This window comes from Parerythrobacter lacustris (genome assembly GCF_024626475.1).
Classification (GTDB): Bacteria; Pseudomonadota; Alphaproteobacteria; order Sphingomonadales; family Sphingomonadaceae; genus Parerythrobacter_A; species Parerythrobacter_A lacustris.
The window spans coordinates 296,072-314,815 of record NZ_JANKHH010000005.1; the positions used below are offsets into that span (position 1 = coordinate 296,072).

At 63.6% G+C, this 18,744-nt stretch carries 18 protein-coding genes; 10 read left to right on the forward strand and 8 right to left on the reverse strand.

Going from position 1 to position 18,744, the window contains the following annotated elements:
- Window positions 1–4 precede the first annotated feature (4 nt).
- Complete coding sequence (locus NSO95_RS10635; protein WP_257596206.1) at window positions 5–877, forward strand: Stf0 family sulfotransferase; 873 nt, start codon at window positions 5–7, stop codon at window positions 875–877.
- Between the two features lie 51 nt (window positions 878–928).
- The gene (locus tag NSO95_RS10640) at window positions 929–1,798 is read left to right on the forward strand and encodes a 2OG-Fe(II) oxygenase family protein (RefSeq protein WP_257596207.1); all 870 of its coding nucleotides are present in this window, start codon (window positions 929–931) and stop codon (window positions 1,796–1,798) included.
- Here the strand turns inward: NSO95_RS10640 and NSO95_RS10645 are convergent.
- Window positions 1,785–3,797, reverse strand: coding sequence for an acyltransferase family protein (locus NSO95_RS10645; protein WP_257596208.1), 2,013 nt, complete (start codon window positions 3,795–3,797; stop codon window positions 1,785–1,787). The two genes, NSO95_RS10640 and NSO95_RS10645, sit on opposite strands and share 14 nt — an antisense overlap.
- Before the next feature lie 227 nt (window positions 3,798–4,024).
- On the opposite strand from NSO95_RS10645, the gene NSO95_RS10650 reads away from it, so the two are divergent.
- From NSO95_RS10650 to NSO95_RS10680, 7 genes are all read left to right on the forward strand, one after another.
- Entirely contained in the window at window positions 4,025–4,909 is an 885-nt protein-coding gene (locus NSO95_RS10650; RefSeq protein ID WP_257596209.1) for an FkbM family methyltransferase, read from the forward strand.
- Between the two features lie 42 nt (window positions 4,910–4,951).
- Window positions 4,952–5,914 carry a KpsF/GutQ family sugar-phosphate isomerase gene (locus tag NSO95_RS10655; protein ID WP_257596210.1) on the forward strand — a complete coding sequence of 321 codons (963 nt, stop codon included), beginning with the start codon at window positions 4,952–4,954 and terminating at the stop codon, window positions 5,912–5,914.
- Between the two features lie 15 nt (window positions 5,915–5,929).
- Window positions 5,930–7,054, forward strand: coding sequence for a glycosyltransferase family 4 protein (locus NSO95_RS10660; RefSeq protein WP_257596211.1), 1,125 nt, complete (start codon window positions 5,930–5,932; stop codon window positions 7,052–7,054).
- A 31-nt stretch (window positions 7,055–7,085) separates the two neighbouring features.
- A complete protein-coding gene (locus tag NSO95_RS10665) occupies window positions 7,086–7,892 on the forward strand; it encodes a 3-deoxy-manno-octulosonate cytidylyltransferase (RefSeq protein ID WP_257596212.1) in 807 nt (268 codons plus the stop codon).
- Window positions 7,893–8,025: 133 nt separating this feature from the next.
- On the forward strand, window positions 8,026–8,880 hold the full coding sequence (gene kdsA, locus NSO95_RS10670) for a 3-deoxy-8-phosphooctulonate synthase (RefSeq protein ID WP_257596213.1): 855 nt from the start codon (window positions 8,026–8,028) through the stop codon (window positions 8,878–8,880).
- Between the two features lie 93 nt (window positions 8,881–8,973).
- Window positions 8,974–10,275 carry a sugar transferase gene (locus NSO95_RS10675; RefSeq protein WP_257596214.1) on the forward strand — a complete coding sequence of 434 codons (1,302 nt, stop codon included), beginning with the start codon at window positions 8,974–8,976 and terminating at the stop codon, window positions 10,273–10,275.
- A gap of 18 nt (window positions 10,276–10,293) precedes the next feature.
- Window positions 10,294–11,307 carry an NAD-dependent epimerase/dehydratase family protein gene (locus NSO95_RS10680; protein WP_257596215.1) on the forward strand — a complete coding sequence of 338 codons (1,014 nt, stop codon included), beginning with the start codon at window positions 10,294–10,296 and terminating at the stop codon, window positions 11,305–11,307.
- On the opposite strand, the gene wecC is transcribed toward NSO95_RS10680, so the two are convergent.
- Window positions 11,308–12,612 carry a UDP-N-acetyl-D-mannosamine dehydrogenase gene (gene wecC, locus NSO95_RS10685; protein WP_257596216.1) on the reverse strand — a complete coding sequence of 435 codons (1,305 nt, stop codon included), beginning with the start codon at window positions 12,610–12,612 and terminating at the stop codon, window positions 11,308–11,310.
- A gap of 163 nt (window positions 12,613–12,775) precedes the next feature.
- Between wecC and NSO95_RS10690 the strand changes: the two genes are divergently transcribed.
- Window positions 12,776–13,177, forward strand: a complete 402-nt coding sequence (locus NSO95_RS10690; RefSeq protein ID WP_257596217.1) for a GFA family protein — start codon at window positions 12,776–12,778, stop codon at window positions 13,175–13,177.
- On the opposite strand, the gene wecB is transcribed toward NSO95_RS10690, so the two are convergent.
- The 6 genes from wecB to NSO95_RS10720 all read right to left on the reverse strand — a co-directional run bounded on the left by wecB (window position 13,155) and on the right by NSO95_RS10720 (window position 18,744).
- Window positions 13,155–14,294: a non-hydrolyzing UDP-N-acetylglucosamine 2-epimerase gene (gene wecB, locus NSO95_RS10695; RefSeq protein WP_257596218.1), complete on the reverse strand. Its 1,140-nt coding sequence runs from the start codon at window positions 14,292–14,294 to the stop codon at window positions 13,155–13,157. The two genes, NSO95_RS10690 and wecB, sit on opposite strands and share 23 nt — an antisense overlap.
- A gap of 66 nt (window positions 14,295–14,360) precedes the next feature.
- A complete protein-coding gene (locus NSO95_RS10700) occupies window positions 14,361–14,936 on the reverse strand; it encodes a hypothetical protein (protein ID WP_257596219.1) in 576 nt (191 codons plus the stop codon).
- A 99-nt stretch (window positions 14,937–15,035) separates the two neighbouring features.
- Entirely contained in the window at window positions 15,036–15,572 is a 537-nt protein-coding gene (locus tag NSO95_RS10705) for a demethoxyubiquinone hydroxylase family protein (RefSeq protein ID WP_257596220.1), read from the reverse strand.
- Entirely contained in the window at window positions 15,569–16,045 is a 477-nt protein-coding gene (locus NSO95_RS10710) for a disulfide bond formation protein B (protein WP_257596221.1), read from the reverse strand. Before NSO95_RS10710 ends, NSO95_RS10705 begins: the two co-directional genes overlap by 4 nt.
- Before the next feature lie 18 nt (window positions 16,046–16,063).
- The gene (locus tag NSO95_RS10715; RefSeq protein ID WP_257596222.1) at window positions 16,064–17,401 is read right to left on the reverse strand and encodes a S41 family peptidase; all 1,338 of its coding nucleotides are present in this window, start codon (window positions 17,399–17,401) and stop codon (window positions 16,064–16,066) included.
- 122 nt (window positions 17,402–17,523) lie between these two features.
- Complete coding sequence (locus tag NSO95_RS10720; RefSeq protein ID WP_257596223.1) at window positions 17,524–18,744, reverse strand: murein hydrolase activator EnvC family protein; 1,221 nt, start codon at window positions 18,742–18,744, stop codon at window positions 17,524–17,526.

The window sequence follows — 18,744 nt, forward strand, 5'->3', positions numbered from 1 at the left end:
CACGATGTCCGCTCACCTGTCGCAATTCGAACCGGCTCGCGATGTCGCCAATGCCGCGCCGATCCGCAGGGCGGTCATCATTGCGTCAACACAGCGCTCTGGCAGCAGCCTGCTTGGGCATTATCTGGAGAAGACCGGGGCATTCGGAGTGCCGCTCGAGTATTTCAACCAGTCCAACCTCGCACATTGGCGCAAACGTTTCGACTTTGCGGATGTCGAGCAGTTTCTGGATCTGGTCGAACCGTTGCGCACATCGGCTGGAGGGGTCTTCTCGATCAAGGCACACTATTTCCAGTTGCGCGAGGTCGGTTCGATCGATTCGCTGTTCGCGCGCTATGGCGATTGCCGGTTCGTCCGGATCACCCGGCGCAATCTCCTGCGGCAAGCGATTTCACGAACGGTGGCGCAGCAAACCGGGGTCTGGATTTCGGGCCAGCCCGAGACCGGGCAGCCGCACTATGACGCCGGTCTTATCGCTGCAAACCTGCGGGCGCTCTCGCGCCAGCATGAGCAATGGTCACTGGGCTTCGCGACCACCGGCACGGACTATATGCTGGTGGAATATGAGGACCTTGTGGCCGACCCGGCGGAAACCATCCGGCGGATTGCGAGCTATTGCGAAGTGCCGATGACGGATATGGCAATGCCGGACGCTCCCCCGATCAAGCCGCAGACGCGGTCGCTCTCTTCCGAATGGGAAGACCGCTTTCTGCAAGAGCAAAATGAGACCGACGAGCCGATCCTGGACGGGCGCGCGGCTTTCGGCGATGCGGCTTGGGACTTGGCACGGGCTGTGCGTGACAAATTTGTCCGGCCAGGCCGCGCGGCTCGATGGCGCACCTCCCCAAATCTTGCGCCCAGTCATGAATGTGATTAGCAGCGCGCCTGACGCCTGCCCCCTCCCGTCACGCCCTTCGGAGCACGAATGATGAACTACAACATCCTGCAGAACGTCGACGCGTCGATGATCGAGATGGAGCCGTTCCCGCATGTCGTGATCGACAATGCGCTACCGCAGGATGTCTACGACCGCCTCTCCGCGACCTATCCCGATCCGGAAGGGATGCCGGAGAAGTACAAGTCGATGAACAACCAGCGATACAATCTCCTGTCGCGCTGGGGGGCAACCGAACTCCCCTTCGAAGAGGCTTCCGACGATTGGCGGCGGTTTATCGAGGAGAACGAATCAACCGCATTCGTCGAACGCGCCTTTTCGCTGTTTCCGGACTATCTCGCCGAACACGGTGGAGAACGCGCCATCGACCTGAGCAAGTTCGGACCCGATTTGCCCGCCAAGATCAAGACCGAACCTCTGGTCACCTTCGACGAGGTGAAGCCCCGGGTCACGGTCGCAGTCAATACGCCTGCTACCGCGCTGAAGAGCGTGCGCGGCGCGCACACCGACAATGCGCGCAAGGCCTATGTCGGGCTGCTTTACTTCCGTTTGCCGGAAGACGAATCGACCGGCGGCGACCTCGAAATCTTCCGCTGGAAAGACGGCGCTGCGCGGCAGCCTTGGGCCGTCGCGGCGGATCCTGCGGCTGTGGAGTGCATCAAGACGATCGAATACCGCCCGAACCGGCTGGTGCTTTTCCTGACAACCGAGAATGCACTGCACGGCGTCTCTCCGCGCTCGGTCACGCCGACCTGGCGGCGACTGGTCGTGATCTCGGGCTGGTTCCCCGGAGTGGACTACTTCGACACAGACACCATGCACGGCCGCTTCTCGGGCGTTCGGGCCCAGCTCGGTGCCGCAGCGCGCCGCCTGCTTGGCCGCGAGCGGGTTACTGCCGACTAGTTCGCTCGTCGGGCTCACCCGCGATTGCGGCCTCGACAATTGCCCGGGAGACTGCGTGAGCTCCCCAGTCGTTGAGGTGATTGTCATCCCTGTACGCCATCCTGCCATCGAGCAGGTAGCCACACCGGACTTCGTCGCACAAGGTGGTCGCAGGATCGATTCTGGTCACCCCCTCCTGCTGGCGTAGGGCTTTGCGTAGCATTTCCGAGGCGGCATTGCTCGCATCTGCATGGAACTCTCGCGAGATCGACTGGGCTTCGATGGCATCCCGGTCGCCGCGGAGAATGAAGCCCAGATTGTCCGCGTGGTCGCGCTGCCTTGGGACGGTATCGACGATGACGACCTTCATTCCTGCCGCTTGCAGCCGGGCGAATGTCGCAGCAAGCGACTGCGCCGCCAACGCGCCGGGATCGCCTTGCCAACGCGAAGCCGATGAGGGGAAAATGCTGCGGCTGGCCAGAGTCCACGGGTGGCCGAACTCATCGACCTCAAGGGGTGCGCGCAGATAGTTGGGCCAACGCGCGGCAAGCACGACAACCGTGCCTTTGGGCATTGCCTCGATCCGGGCCAGAGTTTCGGCATTGAAAGTGGAGCAGCGCGGCCCCTCGAGGTTGCGCCAGTCATTGTCGAAGCCCGGTATCGGGGGGCAGCCGCCGTTACGGAAGAGGTCCACTGTTCCGCCCGACGCATCGGCCCAACGGCGCAAGGTGGGGGCGAGCATTTCGGCATGGCTGTCGCCCCACAGCACGAACCGGGTACCAGGCGAAATCGCAATCGGCGAGTACTCCAGTTGCGCCGCGGCAGGCGGACGCACGAGTTCGACGGTTCCCGCCGCATAGCGCTGGGTGAAGCCGTTCCCGAAATGGAGCGCGAGACCGGCGAGGCAGGCCAGGGCTATAGCAATCGCCCCGCCGCCGAGCGTCGCGCGCAGCGAAAACCTGCGATAATCCCGAAAGGGTTGCTCGACAAACCGCCAGCTGAGGTACGCCAGCGGTATTGAAGCGACGAGGCAGGCTAGAACCACGCCGGTTGGCGGCGCCTGCAGCCAGGCATATCGGGCAAAGGCGAGGATTGGCTGGTGCACGAGGTAGAGCGAATAGGAAATCAGCCCCACCCAAACGAACGGCCCTTGTGCCAGCAGCCGGTGCGTAAGGCTGCCCGAGGCATGCAATGCCAGAAGGGCTGAAGTGGCCAGCACCGGGACCAGTGTGATCAGCCCCGGATGATAGCTGCGCGGCCCGAACGCGAAGAAGCAGGCACACAGTGCGGCAAGCGCCAAGGCCGCAATCGCCTCGATTGCCCATCGGGGGCAGTTCTCAACCAGGCGGCGCCCTTCTCCCATGGTCTGCGCGTAGAAAGCGCATCCGACGACACAACCGATCGCCAGTTCGAAAATGCGGTTGGCGGTAAAGAAGAAGAAGGTCGACGGGACCGTGTCATTGGTCGCGCCGGCAAACAGGAGCGAGCCCAGGACGGCGGCGGCGAGAAACGCGTATAGCCAGTTGCGGCCGCGCAGCACCAGCAGCGCGATCAGTGGGGCGACGATGTAGAACTGTTCCTCGACCGCAAGGCTCCAGGTGTGGACCAGCGGGTTCGCTTCAGCAGCAGCATCGAAGTAACCGGACTTCGACCAGAACAGCAGGTTCGAAACGAAAGTCGCCGAGGCGACGAGCGCCTGACCGAACTCGCGAAGCGGAAAAGGAGGCAAGAGCCAAAGCGCTGCGATGGTGGAGGCGACCAGCATCGCAAACAGGGCGGGGAATATGCGCAGCACACGGCGTTTGTAGAAGTCCGCCATGCTGAAGCGGCCCGCCGCAGCACGATCGACAATCATCGACGCGATCAGAAACCCCGAGATCACGAAGAAGATATCGACCCCGATAAAGCCCCCGGGCAGGAGCTTGGGAAAGGCGTGCCCCACTAGGACCGGGATGACCGCAATCGATCGCAGCCCGTCGATGCTGGCGGAATGGCCTTTCGGAGCTTCAGGAAGCGGCACGCATACCCCGTAAATGTCCGCTCCGTCTGCAAGCGCAATGCGCAGGAGCTGTAGCGCAGTTCGGTGCGGCTAGATTGTCGGGGGAATGGTGTCAACGCGCGACGCAGTGTTGCGGGAGAGGCCTGCAACTTATGCCATCTCGGCAATTGCCAGAGCAAGCTCCAGCCCCTAGTCCGCCCGCAACCTCAACCGCCGGTAGCTACGCCTCGATGACGATTGCCCGAAAAATGAAGTCTGCTGTCCGGCGGGCGCTCGTTCAGCCGTGGATCAACGCGCTCGCCCGACCGGCCGCGAAGGCTTTGCCGTTGCATTGGCGATCGCGCCTGCCGGTCAATGTTCCCTTGGTTACTCTCTCGCTCGACAAGGATCGGGCGATCGTCCTGGCCCAGCCGCATCGCTGCCATGTGGCGCAGGAACTTTACTGGGGCGAAGGCGAGCTCCAGACCGCGCAGGATCGCCATGCCTTGAAAGCCGCTCTGGCGTTTTCCCGGGATGCGGCAATCTTCCTCGATATTGGTTCCTACACCGGGCTGTTCGCGCTCGTGGTTGCCCGCGCCAACCCGGCCATCCATTCCTATGCTTATGAAATCGTCGGGGAGAACTACCTGTTGTTGTGGGAGAACGTGCTCCACAACGATCTGGGCGACCGGGTCCATCCGAGGCTGGTCGCGGTGGGCGGCGAAGACGGGGAAATCCGCATTCCCTACGCCCAGTCCAGTGGTCAGCTGGCTTCGTCGGTCGATATCGGATGGAGCACCGATCATGGTGTGCGGGTGCCGATGAGGCGGCTCGACGACCTGCATCTCGACAGTGCCGGCCCGGTCGCGCTCAAGATCGATGTCGAAGGCTTCGAGATGGAAGTGTTCGACGGCGCACAGGCTTTCCTCGCGAAACACCGGCCCGACATGGTCTGCGAAGTGCTGCGCCGCGCCAAACGCGTTCCCGAGATGATGGAACTCCTCGGCGGACTTGGCTACCGCTGGTTCCACATCCGCGAGGACGGCTTCGCCCGACGCGATACCATCGTTGCCGACAAGGTAAGGCGTGACTGGCTGCTGACGTGCAAGACCGATGCCGAGCTTGAAGCACTTGGCCTCGAACTGGTCTCCTGAGCGCGTTAAGGCGCAGGACAAATAGTCGGAAAGAGCGTTTGAATGAGTGAGAACATTGATCCCGCCGCCTGCGGTGCCGAAGTCCTACGGACCGAGATTTCCGCACTTGGGCAAATGGCCGATGGATTGGGCGAAGCCTTTGCGCGCGCCGCACAACTGGTGAAGGATTGCACCGGCCGCGTGGTCGTCTCGGGCATGGGCAAGTCGGGGCATATCGGTTGCAAGATCGCGGCGACGCTGGCGTCCACCGGCACGCCATCGTTCTTCGTTCACCCGTCCGAGGCGAGCCACGGCGATCTCGGCATGATCACCCGCGATGATGTGTGCATCGTCATATCCAATTCGGGGGAGACCGCCGAGCTGCACGGGCTGCTCGCCTATGTCGCGCGGTTCGACATCCCGATGATCGCGATCACCAAGAACGCCGAGAGCACGCTGGCGCGTCACGGCGAGGTGGTGCTGCAACTGCCCGATGCGCCCGAGGCGTGCAGCGTCGGCATGGCCCCGACGACCTCGACCACCTGCACGCTGGCGATGGGCGACGCGCTGGCCGTTGCCGTGATGCGGATGCGCGGGTTCCAGAAGGAAGACTTCCACGTGTTCCATCCCGGCGGGAAGCTCGGTGCCCAGTTCCTGCGGGTGCGCGACGTGATGCACACGGGCGAAGAACTGCCCGTCGTCCGCAGCGACCAGCCGATGGGCGAAGTGCTGCTCGAAATGAGTGCCAAGGGGTTCGGCGTCGCCGGTGTCGTCGACGAGGAAGGCAGGCTCGCGGGGATCGTCACCGACGGCGATCTGCGGCGCAACATGGAGGGCCTGCTCGGACGCAATGCAATCGACACTGCGACCAAATCGCCTACCACCGCGGACCCGGACATGCTGCTGGAAGAGGCCACCGGCCTGATGAACCAGCGCAATATCAGCGCCCTGCCGGTGCTCGACGAAGTAGGAGCCTATGTCGGGCTGGTGCATATCCACGACTGCCTGCGCGCCGGCGTCGCCTAGAACGGGGCCCGCGCCATGCGCATCTGCCTGACGGTCAACGCCGCGTGGAATATCTGGAACTTTCGCCGTCCGCTGGTCGAGGCGCTGATCGCGGACGGCCATGCGGTTACGGTGCTCGCCCCGCATGACGAGACGGCAGCGAGGCTAGAATCCCTTGGCGCACGGTTCGTCGATCTGGCGATGGACGTGCGCGGACTGGGTGTAGCGCAGAACCTCGGCATGGTCGGGCATTTCCGCCGGCACTTCGCGTCGATCCGGCCCGATGTGGTGCTTAGCTTCACGATCAAGAACAACATCTTCGGCGCAATGGCGGCGCGACGGCTCGCTATCCCCTTCCTGCCAAACGTGACCGGTCTCGGCACCATCTTCCTCGGCTCGAAGCCGATGTTCCTCGCCGGGAGGGCGCTTTACCGCCTTGCGATGGGCAGGCTGCCGATCGTGTTCGTTCAGAACGAAGACGACCGCAACTTCCTGCTCGCCACCCGCCTGTTGGGCGAAGAGCAGATGCGACTGCTCCCGGGATCGGGCATCGACCTCGACCAGTTCATGGCGAAACCGATGCCACGAGACGACGCTGGCCCGACGTTCCTGATGATCTCACGCTTGATCCGCGACAAGGGGACGATCGAATTTCTCGACGCCGCGCGGGCGGTTCGTCAGACAGATCCGCAATGCCGCTTCAAGTTACTCGGCCCGCTCGGCGCGGCGAACCGCACTGCCATTTCCGAAGCCGAGCTGCAGCCCTACCTCGACGACGGCTCGGTCGAATATTTCGGTGCGACCGACGATGTCCGGCCTTATGTCGAAGCAGCGCATTGCGTGGTGCTGCCGAGCTATCGCGAGGGCGCGCCGCGCTCTCTGATCGAAGCCGCTGCGATGGGCCGCCCGGTTATCACCACCGACGTTCCCGGCTGCCGCGCGGTAGTGGACGATGGGATTTCCGGCCTTCTGTGCCAGGTTCGCAGCAGCGCCAGCCTGGCCGATGCCTTCCGCCGCTTCGCCGCGCTTTCGCCCGGCGAGCGCCAGGCGATGGGCGATGCCGGACGCGCCAAGATGGAGGCGGAATACGACGTTTCCATCGTGATCGACCGCTATCGTACGACCATTGCGGAGCTTGTCTCGACCGCGCCCAGCGCCTAGCGCGCCCGAAACCGCTCATGGAGTTTTCGAAATGTCCGGCGACATCCTCATCGTCATTCCTGCGCGCTATGCCTCGCAGCGCTATCCCGGCAAACCGCTCGCCGAACTACGAGGCGCTGGTGGCGAATCCAAGACGCTAATCCGGCGCAGCTGGGAAGCGGCGCGGCGCGTTCCCTCGGCCTCACGCGTCGTGGTCGCCTCGGATAGCGACGAAATCCTCGAAACCGCACGCCAATTCGGGGCCGAGGCGATCTTCACCTCGTCCGAATGCCGGAACGGCACCGAACGCTGCGCGGAGCTGCTCGGAACGCTCGACAGCGAACCTGAAATCGTCGTCAACCTGCAAGGTGACGCCCCGCTCATCCCCGACTGGTTCGTCGAGGATCTGATTACCGCGATGCGCGCCGATGCCTCGGTCGATGTCGCAACGCCGGTGGTGCGATGCAGCCGCACCCTCTACGACAAGCTGGTGGCAGACGAGAAGCTCGGCATCGTCGGCGGCACCTTCGCGGCGGTTTCCAGCGCCGGCAATGCGCATTACTTCTCGAAGCGGATCATTCCGCACTTCGATGTCGCCAAGGCCGACAACGCAGCGCTTCCCGTCCTGCTGCACATCGGCCTCTATGCCTACCGGCCTGCGGCGCTGCGCCGTTACATGGCGCACCAGCCGACCGAACTGGAGCAGCTCGAAGGGCTAGAGCAACTGCGATTTCTTGATCTGGGGGCGGCCATCCGTGTCGTTGAGGTCCGCCAGCCCGAGTGGGAAATCTGGGAACTCAACAACCCGAGCGACATCCCGCACATCGAGGCATCGCTCAAGGTCATGGGGCTGGAGTGACGCGGACGCACAGCGCGCTTTGCATTGTCACATTTTTGTCCTAAGCGGCGGCTATCCGCCGTCCGGACGGCGCGGGAACGGTGGAGTTCCCGGCAATGCGTTCAAAACGCAAGATATTATGAAAGACTGAAACATGCAGCTTTGCGGCAAACCCATCGGCCTCGATCAGCCTTTTTTCCTGATCGCGGGACCCTGCGTGATCGAATCCGAAGACATGGCGATGCGCACCTCGGAAGCGATCAAGGCCATCGCCGACGAGCTCGGCATTCATTTCATCTACAAGAGCAGCTTCGACAAGGCGAACCGCACTTCGGGCAAGAGCTTTCGCGGGCCGGGCCTCGACGAAGGCCTCGAAATCCTCGCCAAGGTGAAGCGCGAGATCGGCGTGCCGGTGCTGACCGACGTGCACGAGAAGGAACAGGTCGCCGCCGTCGCCCAGGTGGTCGACGTGATGCAGACCCCCGCCTTCCTTGCGCGCCAGACCGACTTCATCAGCACGGTCGCGGCCGCCGGAATCCCGGTCAATATCAAGAAGGCGCAGTTCATGGCGCCGGGCGACATGGTCAATGTGGTCGACAAGGCCGTTACCGCCGCCAAGGAAGCCGGGCATGATGGCGACAATGTGATGGTGTGCGAGCGCGGGGCAAGCTTCGGCTACCAGAATCTCGTCTCCGACATGCGCAGCCTCGCCATCATGCGCGAGACCGGAAGGCCGGTGGTGTTCGATGCAACCCATTCGGTGCAGCTGCCCGGCGGGCAGGGCCAGAGTTCAGGCGGACAGCGGGAATTCGTGCCGGTGTTGGCGCGTGCGGCGGTCGGGGTCGGCGTTTCCGGCCTGTTCATGGAGACTCACCCGGACCCGGCGAATGCCATGTCCGACGGGCCGAACGCGGTCCCGCTCGATCGGCTCAGGGACCTGCTGGCCCAGCTCAAGCGGATCGACGAAGTGGTAAAGTCTCAGCCGTTCCTTGAGCAGGATTTTGCCTGATTGCAGCTTCGGCTGGCGTCGGACGGACCAATTGGGCTACGGTTGGGGAATACTGCGTAGAGGTCGCCGCCACGGCGGCCGGGGGATTTTTGAATGCTGATGCAGCAAGCGGAAACGCGAGCACTCCAGCGAAACCATCCGCTTAGCTCCCAGGCGGTCCAGCTGTTCTGCTACCTGTTGCTCGGCATCGCCTTACCGACCGGACTTTGGTTGCTGGGGCGAAGCGAGCTGATCGATGAGCCCTACGTCGTCAGCACGCTGGCAATCGTAACGTGCGCTTCGATCGCCGTCTGGTACATCCTTTCGCGCCTGCGCCAGTACGCCAAGGCGCGATTGCTGTCCTATGTGGTTCCGGTGGATTTGCTGGCGTTTGCCGCAGGTGCTGCCCTGATCGGCGTGCTTCGATTGCCCTATTCGATTGGCTTGTTCGGTTCCTGCCTGATTGCCACGACGATCGTCAGCTATGTGCTCACGGCGATTACACGGCTTGGCAACAAGTCGCTCTACATCGTCCCCGGAGGCCGGGTCAGCGAGATGCGTCCGCGCCCCGAGCACGTGTCCGTCGCCTCCCTCGACGAGTTCGAAAATCTGGTCGACCAAGGCGGAATTTCGGGATCGGTAATCGGCGATCTGCACTTCGACCATCCGCCTGAGTGGGAGCGGCTGTTCGCCAAGGCTGCGTTGCGCGGTATTCCGGTCTACCACTACCGGCAGATCCTCGAGCTCGAGACCGGACAGGTGCGGATCGACCGGCTGAGCGAGAACGTGCTCGGCTCGCTGATCCCCAACCTTCCCTACATGGCCGCGAAGCGGGCATTCGATATCGTGGCCACTCTGTTGTTTGGCCCGATTCTCCTGCTCGCGATGGCAACGATTGCGATCGTGATCCGCCTCGATTCGAAGGGGCCTGTTCTGTTCATTCAGGACCGCATGGGCTTCCGCGGCGAAGTCTTCCGGATGGTCAAATTCCGTACAATGCGCGAACGCACGGTCTCCGAATCGGTCGCTGCGCTGCGCAACGATGCCATGACCAAGGATGATGACGACCGCATCACCCGCGTCGGACGTTTCCTGCGCAAGGTTCGGCTCGACGAGCTGCCGCAGGCGTGGAACATTCTCAGAGGAGAGATGAGCTGGATCGGCCCGCGGCCCGAAGCGATCAGCCTGTCCGAGTGGTACGAGACCGAGATCCCGTTCTATTCCTATCGCCATATCGTGCGGCCCGGCCTCACCGGCTGGGCCCAGGTTAACCAAGGCCACGTCACCGGTGTCGACACCGCGACGGACAAGCTGCGTTACGACTTCTACTATGTGAAGAACATCTCGCTCTGGCTCGATGTGCTGATCGCCCTCAAGACGTTGCGGGTCGTCGCCGGCGGGTTCGGCGCACGCTAACCGAAAAGGCATTTCCCCATGCGCAAGGTATTCGTCACCGGCACCGCCGGTTTCATCGGATTTCATCTCGCCCGGCTCCTGTTGAACGAGGGCTTCGAGGTCGTCGGGTTCGACGGCATGACCGATTATTACGATGTCCGGATCAAGGAGCGGCGGCACCAGATGCTGCTCCAGAACCAGCATTTCAGCGCCCATGTCGGCATGCTGGAGGATTTCGACCGGCTCAATGACCTGATGCTGACGGAGAAGCCCGACGTCATCGTCCACCTCGCCGCGCAGGCGGGGGTCCGCTACAGCCTCGAGAACCCTCGCGCCTATCTCGATGCCAATATCGTCGGCACATTCAACGTGATGGAATGCGCGCGCGAGCTGGCGGTCGATCACCTACTGATGGCCTCTACCAGCAGTGTCTATGGCGCCAACGACGAGATGCCGTTCGACGAGCTCGAGCGGGTCGAAACCCCGATGACCTTCTATGCCGCGACCAAGAAGGCCAACGAATCGATGGCGCACAGCTATGCGCACCTGTGGAACCTTCCGACCACCATGTTCCGCTTCTTCACCGTCTACGGGCCGTGGGGCCGCCCGGACATGGCGCTGTTCAAGTTCACCAAGGGCATCCTCGAAGGCACCCCGATCGACATCTACAACCACGGCGAGATGTACCGCGACTTCACCTATGTGACCGATCTGGTGCGCGGGATTCGCCTGCTGATCGATGCCGCGCCGGTGCGGCCCGGAAGCAGGGACGACATCGAGCCGGGCGACAGCCTGTCCCCCGTCGCGCCGTTCCGGGTGGTCAACATCGGCAACAGCGACAAGGTCAAGCTGCTCGATTTCATCGAGGCAATCGAGCAGGAATGCGGGATCGAGGCGAGGCGCAACTACATGGACATGCAGAAGGGCGATGTTCCCGCGACATGGGCCAATGCCGATCTGCTCAAGCGGCTCACCGGCTACCAGCCTCAGACCGGCTACCGCGAAGGAATCCGCCAGTTCGTCAGCTGGTACCGGGAGTATTACGACGTCTGATCAGCTCGCGAGGCGGAGGCCCGGTTTGCTGCCCGGTTCGATGCTGGCATCCGGCCAGATCCCGCGCGTGTCGTAAACCATCGCACCCGCGCGTTCTTCGCTCGGCACAACCCTGAACACGTCATGGTCGACCAGCACGATCAGGATGCCGCAGGTCTCCAGCGCGTGGTCGAGATCGACAAGTTCCGCACCGGTATCCTTGAATTCGACCGGCAGTTCACCCGCATAAGGCTCGACGATCGAAATCTGCGCGCCGAACTTGCGCGCGAGGCGCGAGGCGACGAAGCGCGCCGGGCTCTCGCGGAAATCGTCGATATTGGCCTTGAACGCGAGGCCGAGGCACGCAACCGGAATGCCCGGATTGTCGGCAATGAGCCTTTCCGCGCGCGCGACGACATGGTGCATCTTGGCATCGTTCACTTCGCGTCCGGTCCTGATCAGCGGTGACTGCTCGGGCGCGCCGTGGATGATGAAATATGGGTCGACCGCGATGCAGTGCCCGCCTACGCCCGGTCCGGGCTGCAGAATGTTCACGCGGGGATGGCGGTTGGCGAGCTTGATCACTTCCCACACGTCCAGCCCCATGTGGTCGGCAATCATCGACAGCTCGTTGGCAAAAGCGATGTTCACGTCGCGGTAGGCGTTTTCGACCAGCTTGGTCATCTCCGCCGATTTGGCATCGGTGGTGACGCAGGTGCCGCGCACGAAGCGCTTGTAGAAGGCCAGCGCCTTGCGTGCGCAGCGCGGGGTGATGCCGCCGATCGAACGGTCGTTGTGGGTCAGTTCCTCGAGGATTTTCCCTGGCAGCACCCGTTCGGGGCAATAGGCGATCGAGACGTCCGGAGTCTCGCCGGTCAGCCCCGGTAGCCTCAGGTCGGGACGCAGGCCCGCGATCAGATCGCGCATCTGCTCGGTCGTGCCAACCGGCGAGGTCGATTCGAGGATGATGCAATCGCCCTTCTTGAGCACGCCCGCGACTTCGGTCGCAGCGGCCATGACGTAAGACACGTCGGGCGTGTGATTGCCGTCATGCACGAAGGGAGTCGGCACCGCGATCACGAACACGTCGGCGGGCAGGATCTGCGTCGAGGCCTTGAGCATCCCGCGCTGCACAACCCCGCGCACCAATCCGTCGAGATCGACTTCCTCGATATGGATTTCGCCGCGATTGATCGTCTCGACGACATGTTCCGACACATCGATCCCGGTCACCGGGCAATTGGCGCGCGCAATGATCGCCGCCGTCGGAAGCCCGATATAGCCGAGCCCGATCACGCATACTTGGGGCTTTTCGTCACTGCGCATAGGTACCTGCCGGTTTCTTGATGGTGTGCCGGGGCGTAGCGCCGAACGGTAAACAAGCCGGTAATTTCCTGAATAACGCCCCAGACTCACATCCTTAGGCAGCACATGGTTTACTTCAGGCAGTGTTCTTTGTATGTTCCATTCGAATCTTGGGAGAACAATGATGGCGTTGTCAGGGGGATGCCAGTGTGGCGCGGTGCGCTACGAAGCCGAAGGCGAAATCGCGCACCATGCGCTTTGTCATTGCGCCGATTGCCGGGCTTCGACCGGTGCGCCTGCGGTGGCGTGGATGGCCGTACCCGCTTCGGGCTTTCATGTGACCAGCGGGGAAGCGATCGCCTTCAACAGTTCCGGCTCGGCGTTTCGGCATTTCTGCGGGAAGTGCGGGACCGGGCTTTACTATACCAACGAGGATATGCTCCCCGGGATCGTCGACATCCAGTCGGCGACCTTGGACGACGCTGCGAATCACAAACCCGATGCACAAATCCAGACCGGCGAGCGGCTGGATTACATGGCGAAGCTGGGCGAACTGCCCGAGTTCACGCGCTTCCCGGGAGTGTAACGGCAGCCAGCAATTCCACGATCCGCTGGGTCGCCTTGCCGTCGCCGAAGGGATTGTGCGCCTTGGCCATCGCGGAATAGGCCGCCTCATCGTCGAGCAGGCGGGTTGCTTCGGCCACGATGCGATCGGCATCGGTGCCGACCAGCCTTGCCGTTCCGGCCTCGACGCCCTCGGGCCGCTCGGTCGTCTCGCGCATCACCAGCACCGGTTTGCCGAGCGCGGGCGCTTCTTCCTGCACCCCGCCACTGTCGGTCAGCATCAGGGTGGCGATGTCGAGCAACCGCGCGAAGTGCGGGTAATCGAGCGGCTCGATCAGCGCGACATTGTCGAGCCCGGCCAGTTCGTCATTCATCACCTTGCGCACGTTCGGGTTGAGGTGAACCGGAAAGATCATCGCAACGTCCTCGCGGGCCGCCAGCCGCCGGATCGCTTCGGCGATGCCTTCCATCCCGCCGCCGAAATTCTCGCGGCGGTGGCTGGTCACTCCGATGATTCGCTTGCCCGCGAACCGCTTCTCGAGCGGCGCAAGATCACACGCGAGACGCGGTTCGCGATCGATCCTGTCGGTAATCCAGTGGAGCGCGTCGATTACAGTGTTACCGGTAACGTGGATGCCCGCCGGGTCGATATTCTCGCGCTTGAGCGCATTAGCGGCGGTCTCGGTCGGAGCGAAATGCAGCGCGGCAAAACTGCCGATAACCTTGCGATTGACCTCTTCGGGCCAGGGGTGATGGATGTTTCCGCTGCGCAGTCCGGCTTCGACATGGGCGACCGGGATTTTGCGGTAATAGGCGGCCAGCGCTCCGCACATCGCGGTGGCGGTGTCGCCCTGCACCACCACCCAATCGGGCCGTTCCTCGTCCATCACCGCACCGAGCCCGGTCAGCAACCGCGCTGTCAGCGCATCGAGCGACTGGTCCGGCTGCATGACATCGAGATCGTGATGCGGCACGATTCCGGCGATTTCCAGAACTTGGTCGAGCATGCCGCGATGCTGGCCGGAAACGCAGATGCGGGACTCGAAGCGCGGATCGGCTTCGAGCGCGTGACAGAGCGGAAAGAGCTTGATCGCTTCGGGGCGGGTGCCGAAAACGGTCAGGATGGTGCGGGTCGACATGGCCAAGTCCCTAACGCAACGAGGTTAAGGACGCGTTTGCTATCACCCCCACCGAGAGGCTGGGGTTCAGTTTTCGCCCGTCTCAGGTGCCGGCAGAGCTTCCGCCTGCTCGTCGGGAAGCTCGGCTGCGCGCTCGCGCTCGAGCCGCTCCATATATTCGCGTTCGATCTGCTCGACCCGCGCCTGTTCCTCGGCTGCCGTCCCGTCGATTTCCGCCAGCCGATCGGCGCGTGCGGCGGCGATAAGGTCGCTGAAACGAACCTGCTCACCTGTGCGCTTTTCGCCATAGGCACGATTGATCAGGTCCTGCGTGCAGCCGAGAAACCCGCCCGCACCGGCGGTCGAGCATGACAGCGTCCCGAACCGGCCGATCAACTCGAGCGATTCGACCCGCTGTGCCCATGCGGTGTTGGCGAGGTCTTCGCTGAACCGCAGGCTTTCCGGAATGCGGTAGCGCTCGTTCTCGTCAAGCCGTGCAACGACGACAATCTCCTTGCCGCCGCAATCCGAGGGCACATCGTTGCCGTAAACGATGACCATGCACACATCGTCGTCGACCACTTCGGTCGCGCCCTGCGCCCACGCGGGGGACGAAAACGAAGCCAGTGCGGCAAGGGTTGCTGCGGCGAGAAGCGGTTTCATGACAGTTTCCATCCGGTTTTGCATCGCAGGCGCGACAATCGCCGTCCCGCCGTGAACTCTATATGAAGCGCACCGCAGCGCAAAACGGTTCCGCACCGGTCACACACGCTCGGCCAGCCGGATCGCCACGCGGCAGCCCAGCCGGATCGCGCCTGACAGCAAAGGATAGGCAGGAGCCCTTTCGGCGCCGGCCGCGAGCGCTGCATCGCGATGATCTCGTTCGTCCTCGCGGAACTCCTCGATCATCGTGGCGAGCTCGGGATCGCAGCCGTCTTCTGCAAGCTCGTCGAGCTGGGCGGAATAATGTCGGTCGATTTCCTCCTCAACCGCAGCGGTGCAGGCCATTGCAGCCTCGGGGCCGAGCAAGGCGGTGCCCGCACCAAGAGCGAACCCGGCAACCGACCATAGCGGCTGCAAAGCGGTGGGCCGTACGCCGCGCCGCGCCATCAGCGCATCGAACTTGGCGCGGTGTACTTTCTCCTGTTCGGCCATATGCGCGATTTCGGCCGCCATCGGGTGCCGGTTGCCCATTACCGCCAGTTGCCCGGCGTAGATTCGGGTCGCTCCGAATTCACCGGCCTGATCGACCCGGATCATCCGCGCGGTATCGGGCTTACCGGAGGTTCGAGAGATCATGCCGTGTGCCTTTTTGCGAGAAGGAATAGAATCAGGAGGCCCGCGAAGGTCGAAACCAGGAAATTCCATCCGGCCAGGCTGACCCCGAACAGATCCCAAGGCGCCTGATCGCAACGGGTCAGCGGCGCATCGAACACCGCTTTCAACGCATCCCCTCCATCACCGCCGGCGACCAGAGCGCAATCGGTGATACCCTGCCACCAGCCGTACTCGACCCCCGCATGGAAGCCGCCGATCGCGCCGGACGCGAGGATTGCGAGCGCGGCCAGCGCCAGCCACAGTCGAACAGGCGGAACGAACAGAGCCGCCAGTCCAAACCCGAGAGCCGCGAAATGCGGATAGCGCTGCCACCAGCACATCTCGCACGGGTAAAGCCCGAAACCGAATTGCGATATGTAGGCGCCGCCCAGCAACAGCGCAGGCACCCCCAATGCGAGGAGGCGCGCAGCCTTCATCGATGCGCTGTCGGTCATGCCGCCGAAGTAAGCGCCTCAGTTCCGCCGCGCAACCGTGTTCGGTGCGGTGCGGCGCAGAGTCTGCAGCGCGTAGTGCAGCTGGTAATCCTCGATCCCCTGCGCCTTCACCTGCTCGGCGGTGAGCGTGAAGCGTGGGTCCTCGCGCTTGTCGCGTTCGAGCTCTTCATCCTTGAGCGCCGCCTCGTTGATCAGGTGCCCGCGCAGGTCGCTTTCGCGCAGCTGGAACTTGGCGCGCTTCGCCAGATCTGGATCGGACAGCTGGGGCACGCGGATGTCGGGCTTGATCCCGCCCTCCTGCACCGAGTGGCCCGACGGGGTGTAATAGCGCGCGGTAGTCAGCTTCAATGCGCTGGTGTTGTCGAGGATGAGCAGCGACTGGACGCTGCCCTTGCCGAAGCTGGTTTCGCCCATGACCACCGCACGGCGATGATCCTGCAACGCCCCGGCGACGATTTCCGAAGCCGATGCCGAGCCGGCGTCGATCAGAACGACCATCGGGATGCCTTCGGCAATCTGGCCGCGGAAGGCGGTTTCTGCGTCGTAGTAGATCGTCTCGCCCCTTGCGCGTCCGCGCTGCGAAACGATGCGGCCCTTGTCGAGGAACAGGTCCGACATGGCGACCGCCTCGTCGAGCGAGCCGCCCGGATTGGAACGCAAGTCGAGCACCAAGCCGTTGATCCGGCCCGAGGCACCGCGCTGCATTTCCTGCCAGGCGGCAAACACGTCCGCCCCGACATCGCGCGAGAACTCGTTGACCGTGATGATGCCGATGTTTCCCTCGGCGACTTCGTGGGTCACCGGTTCGAGATCGATCACCCCGCGCGTGACGGTGACATCGAATGGCTCGTCGCGCCCCGAGCGGAAGATAGTCAGGCGGATCGATGTTCCGGCCGCGCCGCGCATCTTGCTGACAGCCTCATCCAGATCGCCGCCGTAGATCAGATTGCCGTCGAGATGGGTGATGAAATCTCCCGCCTTGAGCCCCGCCTCTTCCGCCGGGCTGCCGCGGAACGGCGAGATGATCTTGACCGCGCCGTCTTCCATCACCACCGACAGGCCGAGCCCCGAATAATTCCCGTCGATCATCGTCTCGAGCCGCTGGAGATCGGAGCCGTCGAGATAGGCCGAGTGCGGATCGAGCGAGGCGAGCATGCCGTCGATCGCGCCGCGGATCAGCTTCTCGTCATCGACCGGTTCGACATAGCTTGCCTTGATCCGCTGGTAGGTCGCGAAGAGCTTGGAGAATTCAGGCCCGACCCTGCCATCGACCTGGGCTATGCCGGCGGTGGTGGCCGGGATAAGCGCGACCGCCGTCACCAAGGCGGCGGAACGGACAAGTTCGGCAAGTTTCATCGATTCAGCCTCTCAATCTGCGCACAGCCTATCGCTTGCGCGGGCTGAACGCCAGATGATGAATGATGCTTCGTCCCGATCCGGATCGGTCGTCGGTCGAATTCTGAACGCGGTTCGCCGGTTCAGCGGATCAGGCCGAGCGGATTGACCGGCTTTCCGCCACGCCGCACTTCGAGCGTGACGCGCGGCCGGCCGATACCGGCAATCCCTAGCGGTGCGCCGGAAACAAGCTGGTCGCCGACGGCAACGTCGGTCCGGGCAAGCCCGGTAACGAGGCTGGTCAGGCCTCCGTCATGTTCGATGATGACGATGCGGTCGTAACCCCGATAAGGCCCGGCGAAGGCGACGCGCCCGGCGGCAGGAGCGATCACCTGCGCCCCGTCGCGTGGTGCGAGCGTCAGGCCCGAGCTGCGCACCCCGCTGCTGCCCTGCTCGCCAAACCCAGCGACGGTGCTGCCGGACACGGGAAGCTGGAAAGCGATCCGCGCAGTGCGCGATGCGCTGGTGCTGGTGCTGGTCGCAGGAGACGTAACGGCAGCAGCATTGCCAGGGTCGCCGGGCCGCATCACCGGGCCGGGCAAACCCGCCAATTCCTTGCGCAAGCTTCCTGCTTCGTCGAGACGTTCGACCAGTGCATCGAGATCGCGCGCTTCCTCGGCCAATGCCAGCGCACGCTCTACTTCGCGATCGGCATTGCCGCCTGCGCGGCGCGATTCAAGGCGCTGGCGGGTCTCGACAGCCGCCAGCCGCTGGCGCCGCTCGGACAATTCGCCCTCGCTCTTGCGCAGCACCGCCAGTGCCTGTTGAGCCTCGCGCTCGAGCGCGCGGCCACGCTCGATCTCGGCCCTCAATGCAGCGGTGCGGGCGCGGACCTGCGGGATTGTGCTTTCCAGCATCGCGCGCAGATAGACCGTTTCGCGCAACGACCCTGGCCGCAAGGCGGACAAGGCGAGCGGGCGGCGCGAGAGCTTTTGCAGCGCGCCCGTCAGCTTGACGAGCGGCTCGCGCCGTTCGGCGAGACGCCGGTCGAGCGCACTACGTTCGCGCGCAATCAACGACATTCGCGCCTCTGCAGCGGCAATCCCCGCTTCGGCCTGCTGGATGCGCGCAGCGAGTGCAGCGGCCTCACGCGCAGTCTTGTCCGCCGCTTCGATCGCTACCTTCGCTTCGGCTTCGAGCTGCTTGCTGCGCGCACCGGCGGCCTCGGAATCGCGCTGAGCCTGCTGCATCCGGGCGCGAATTTCTGCGGTCCCTTCGGTATCGGAAGCGCGCTGCGCCAGCGCGACAGTAGCCGCCAGCGGCAGGCAAAGGGCAGCAATGCCGATCAGGGCGCGTTTGGCCAT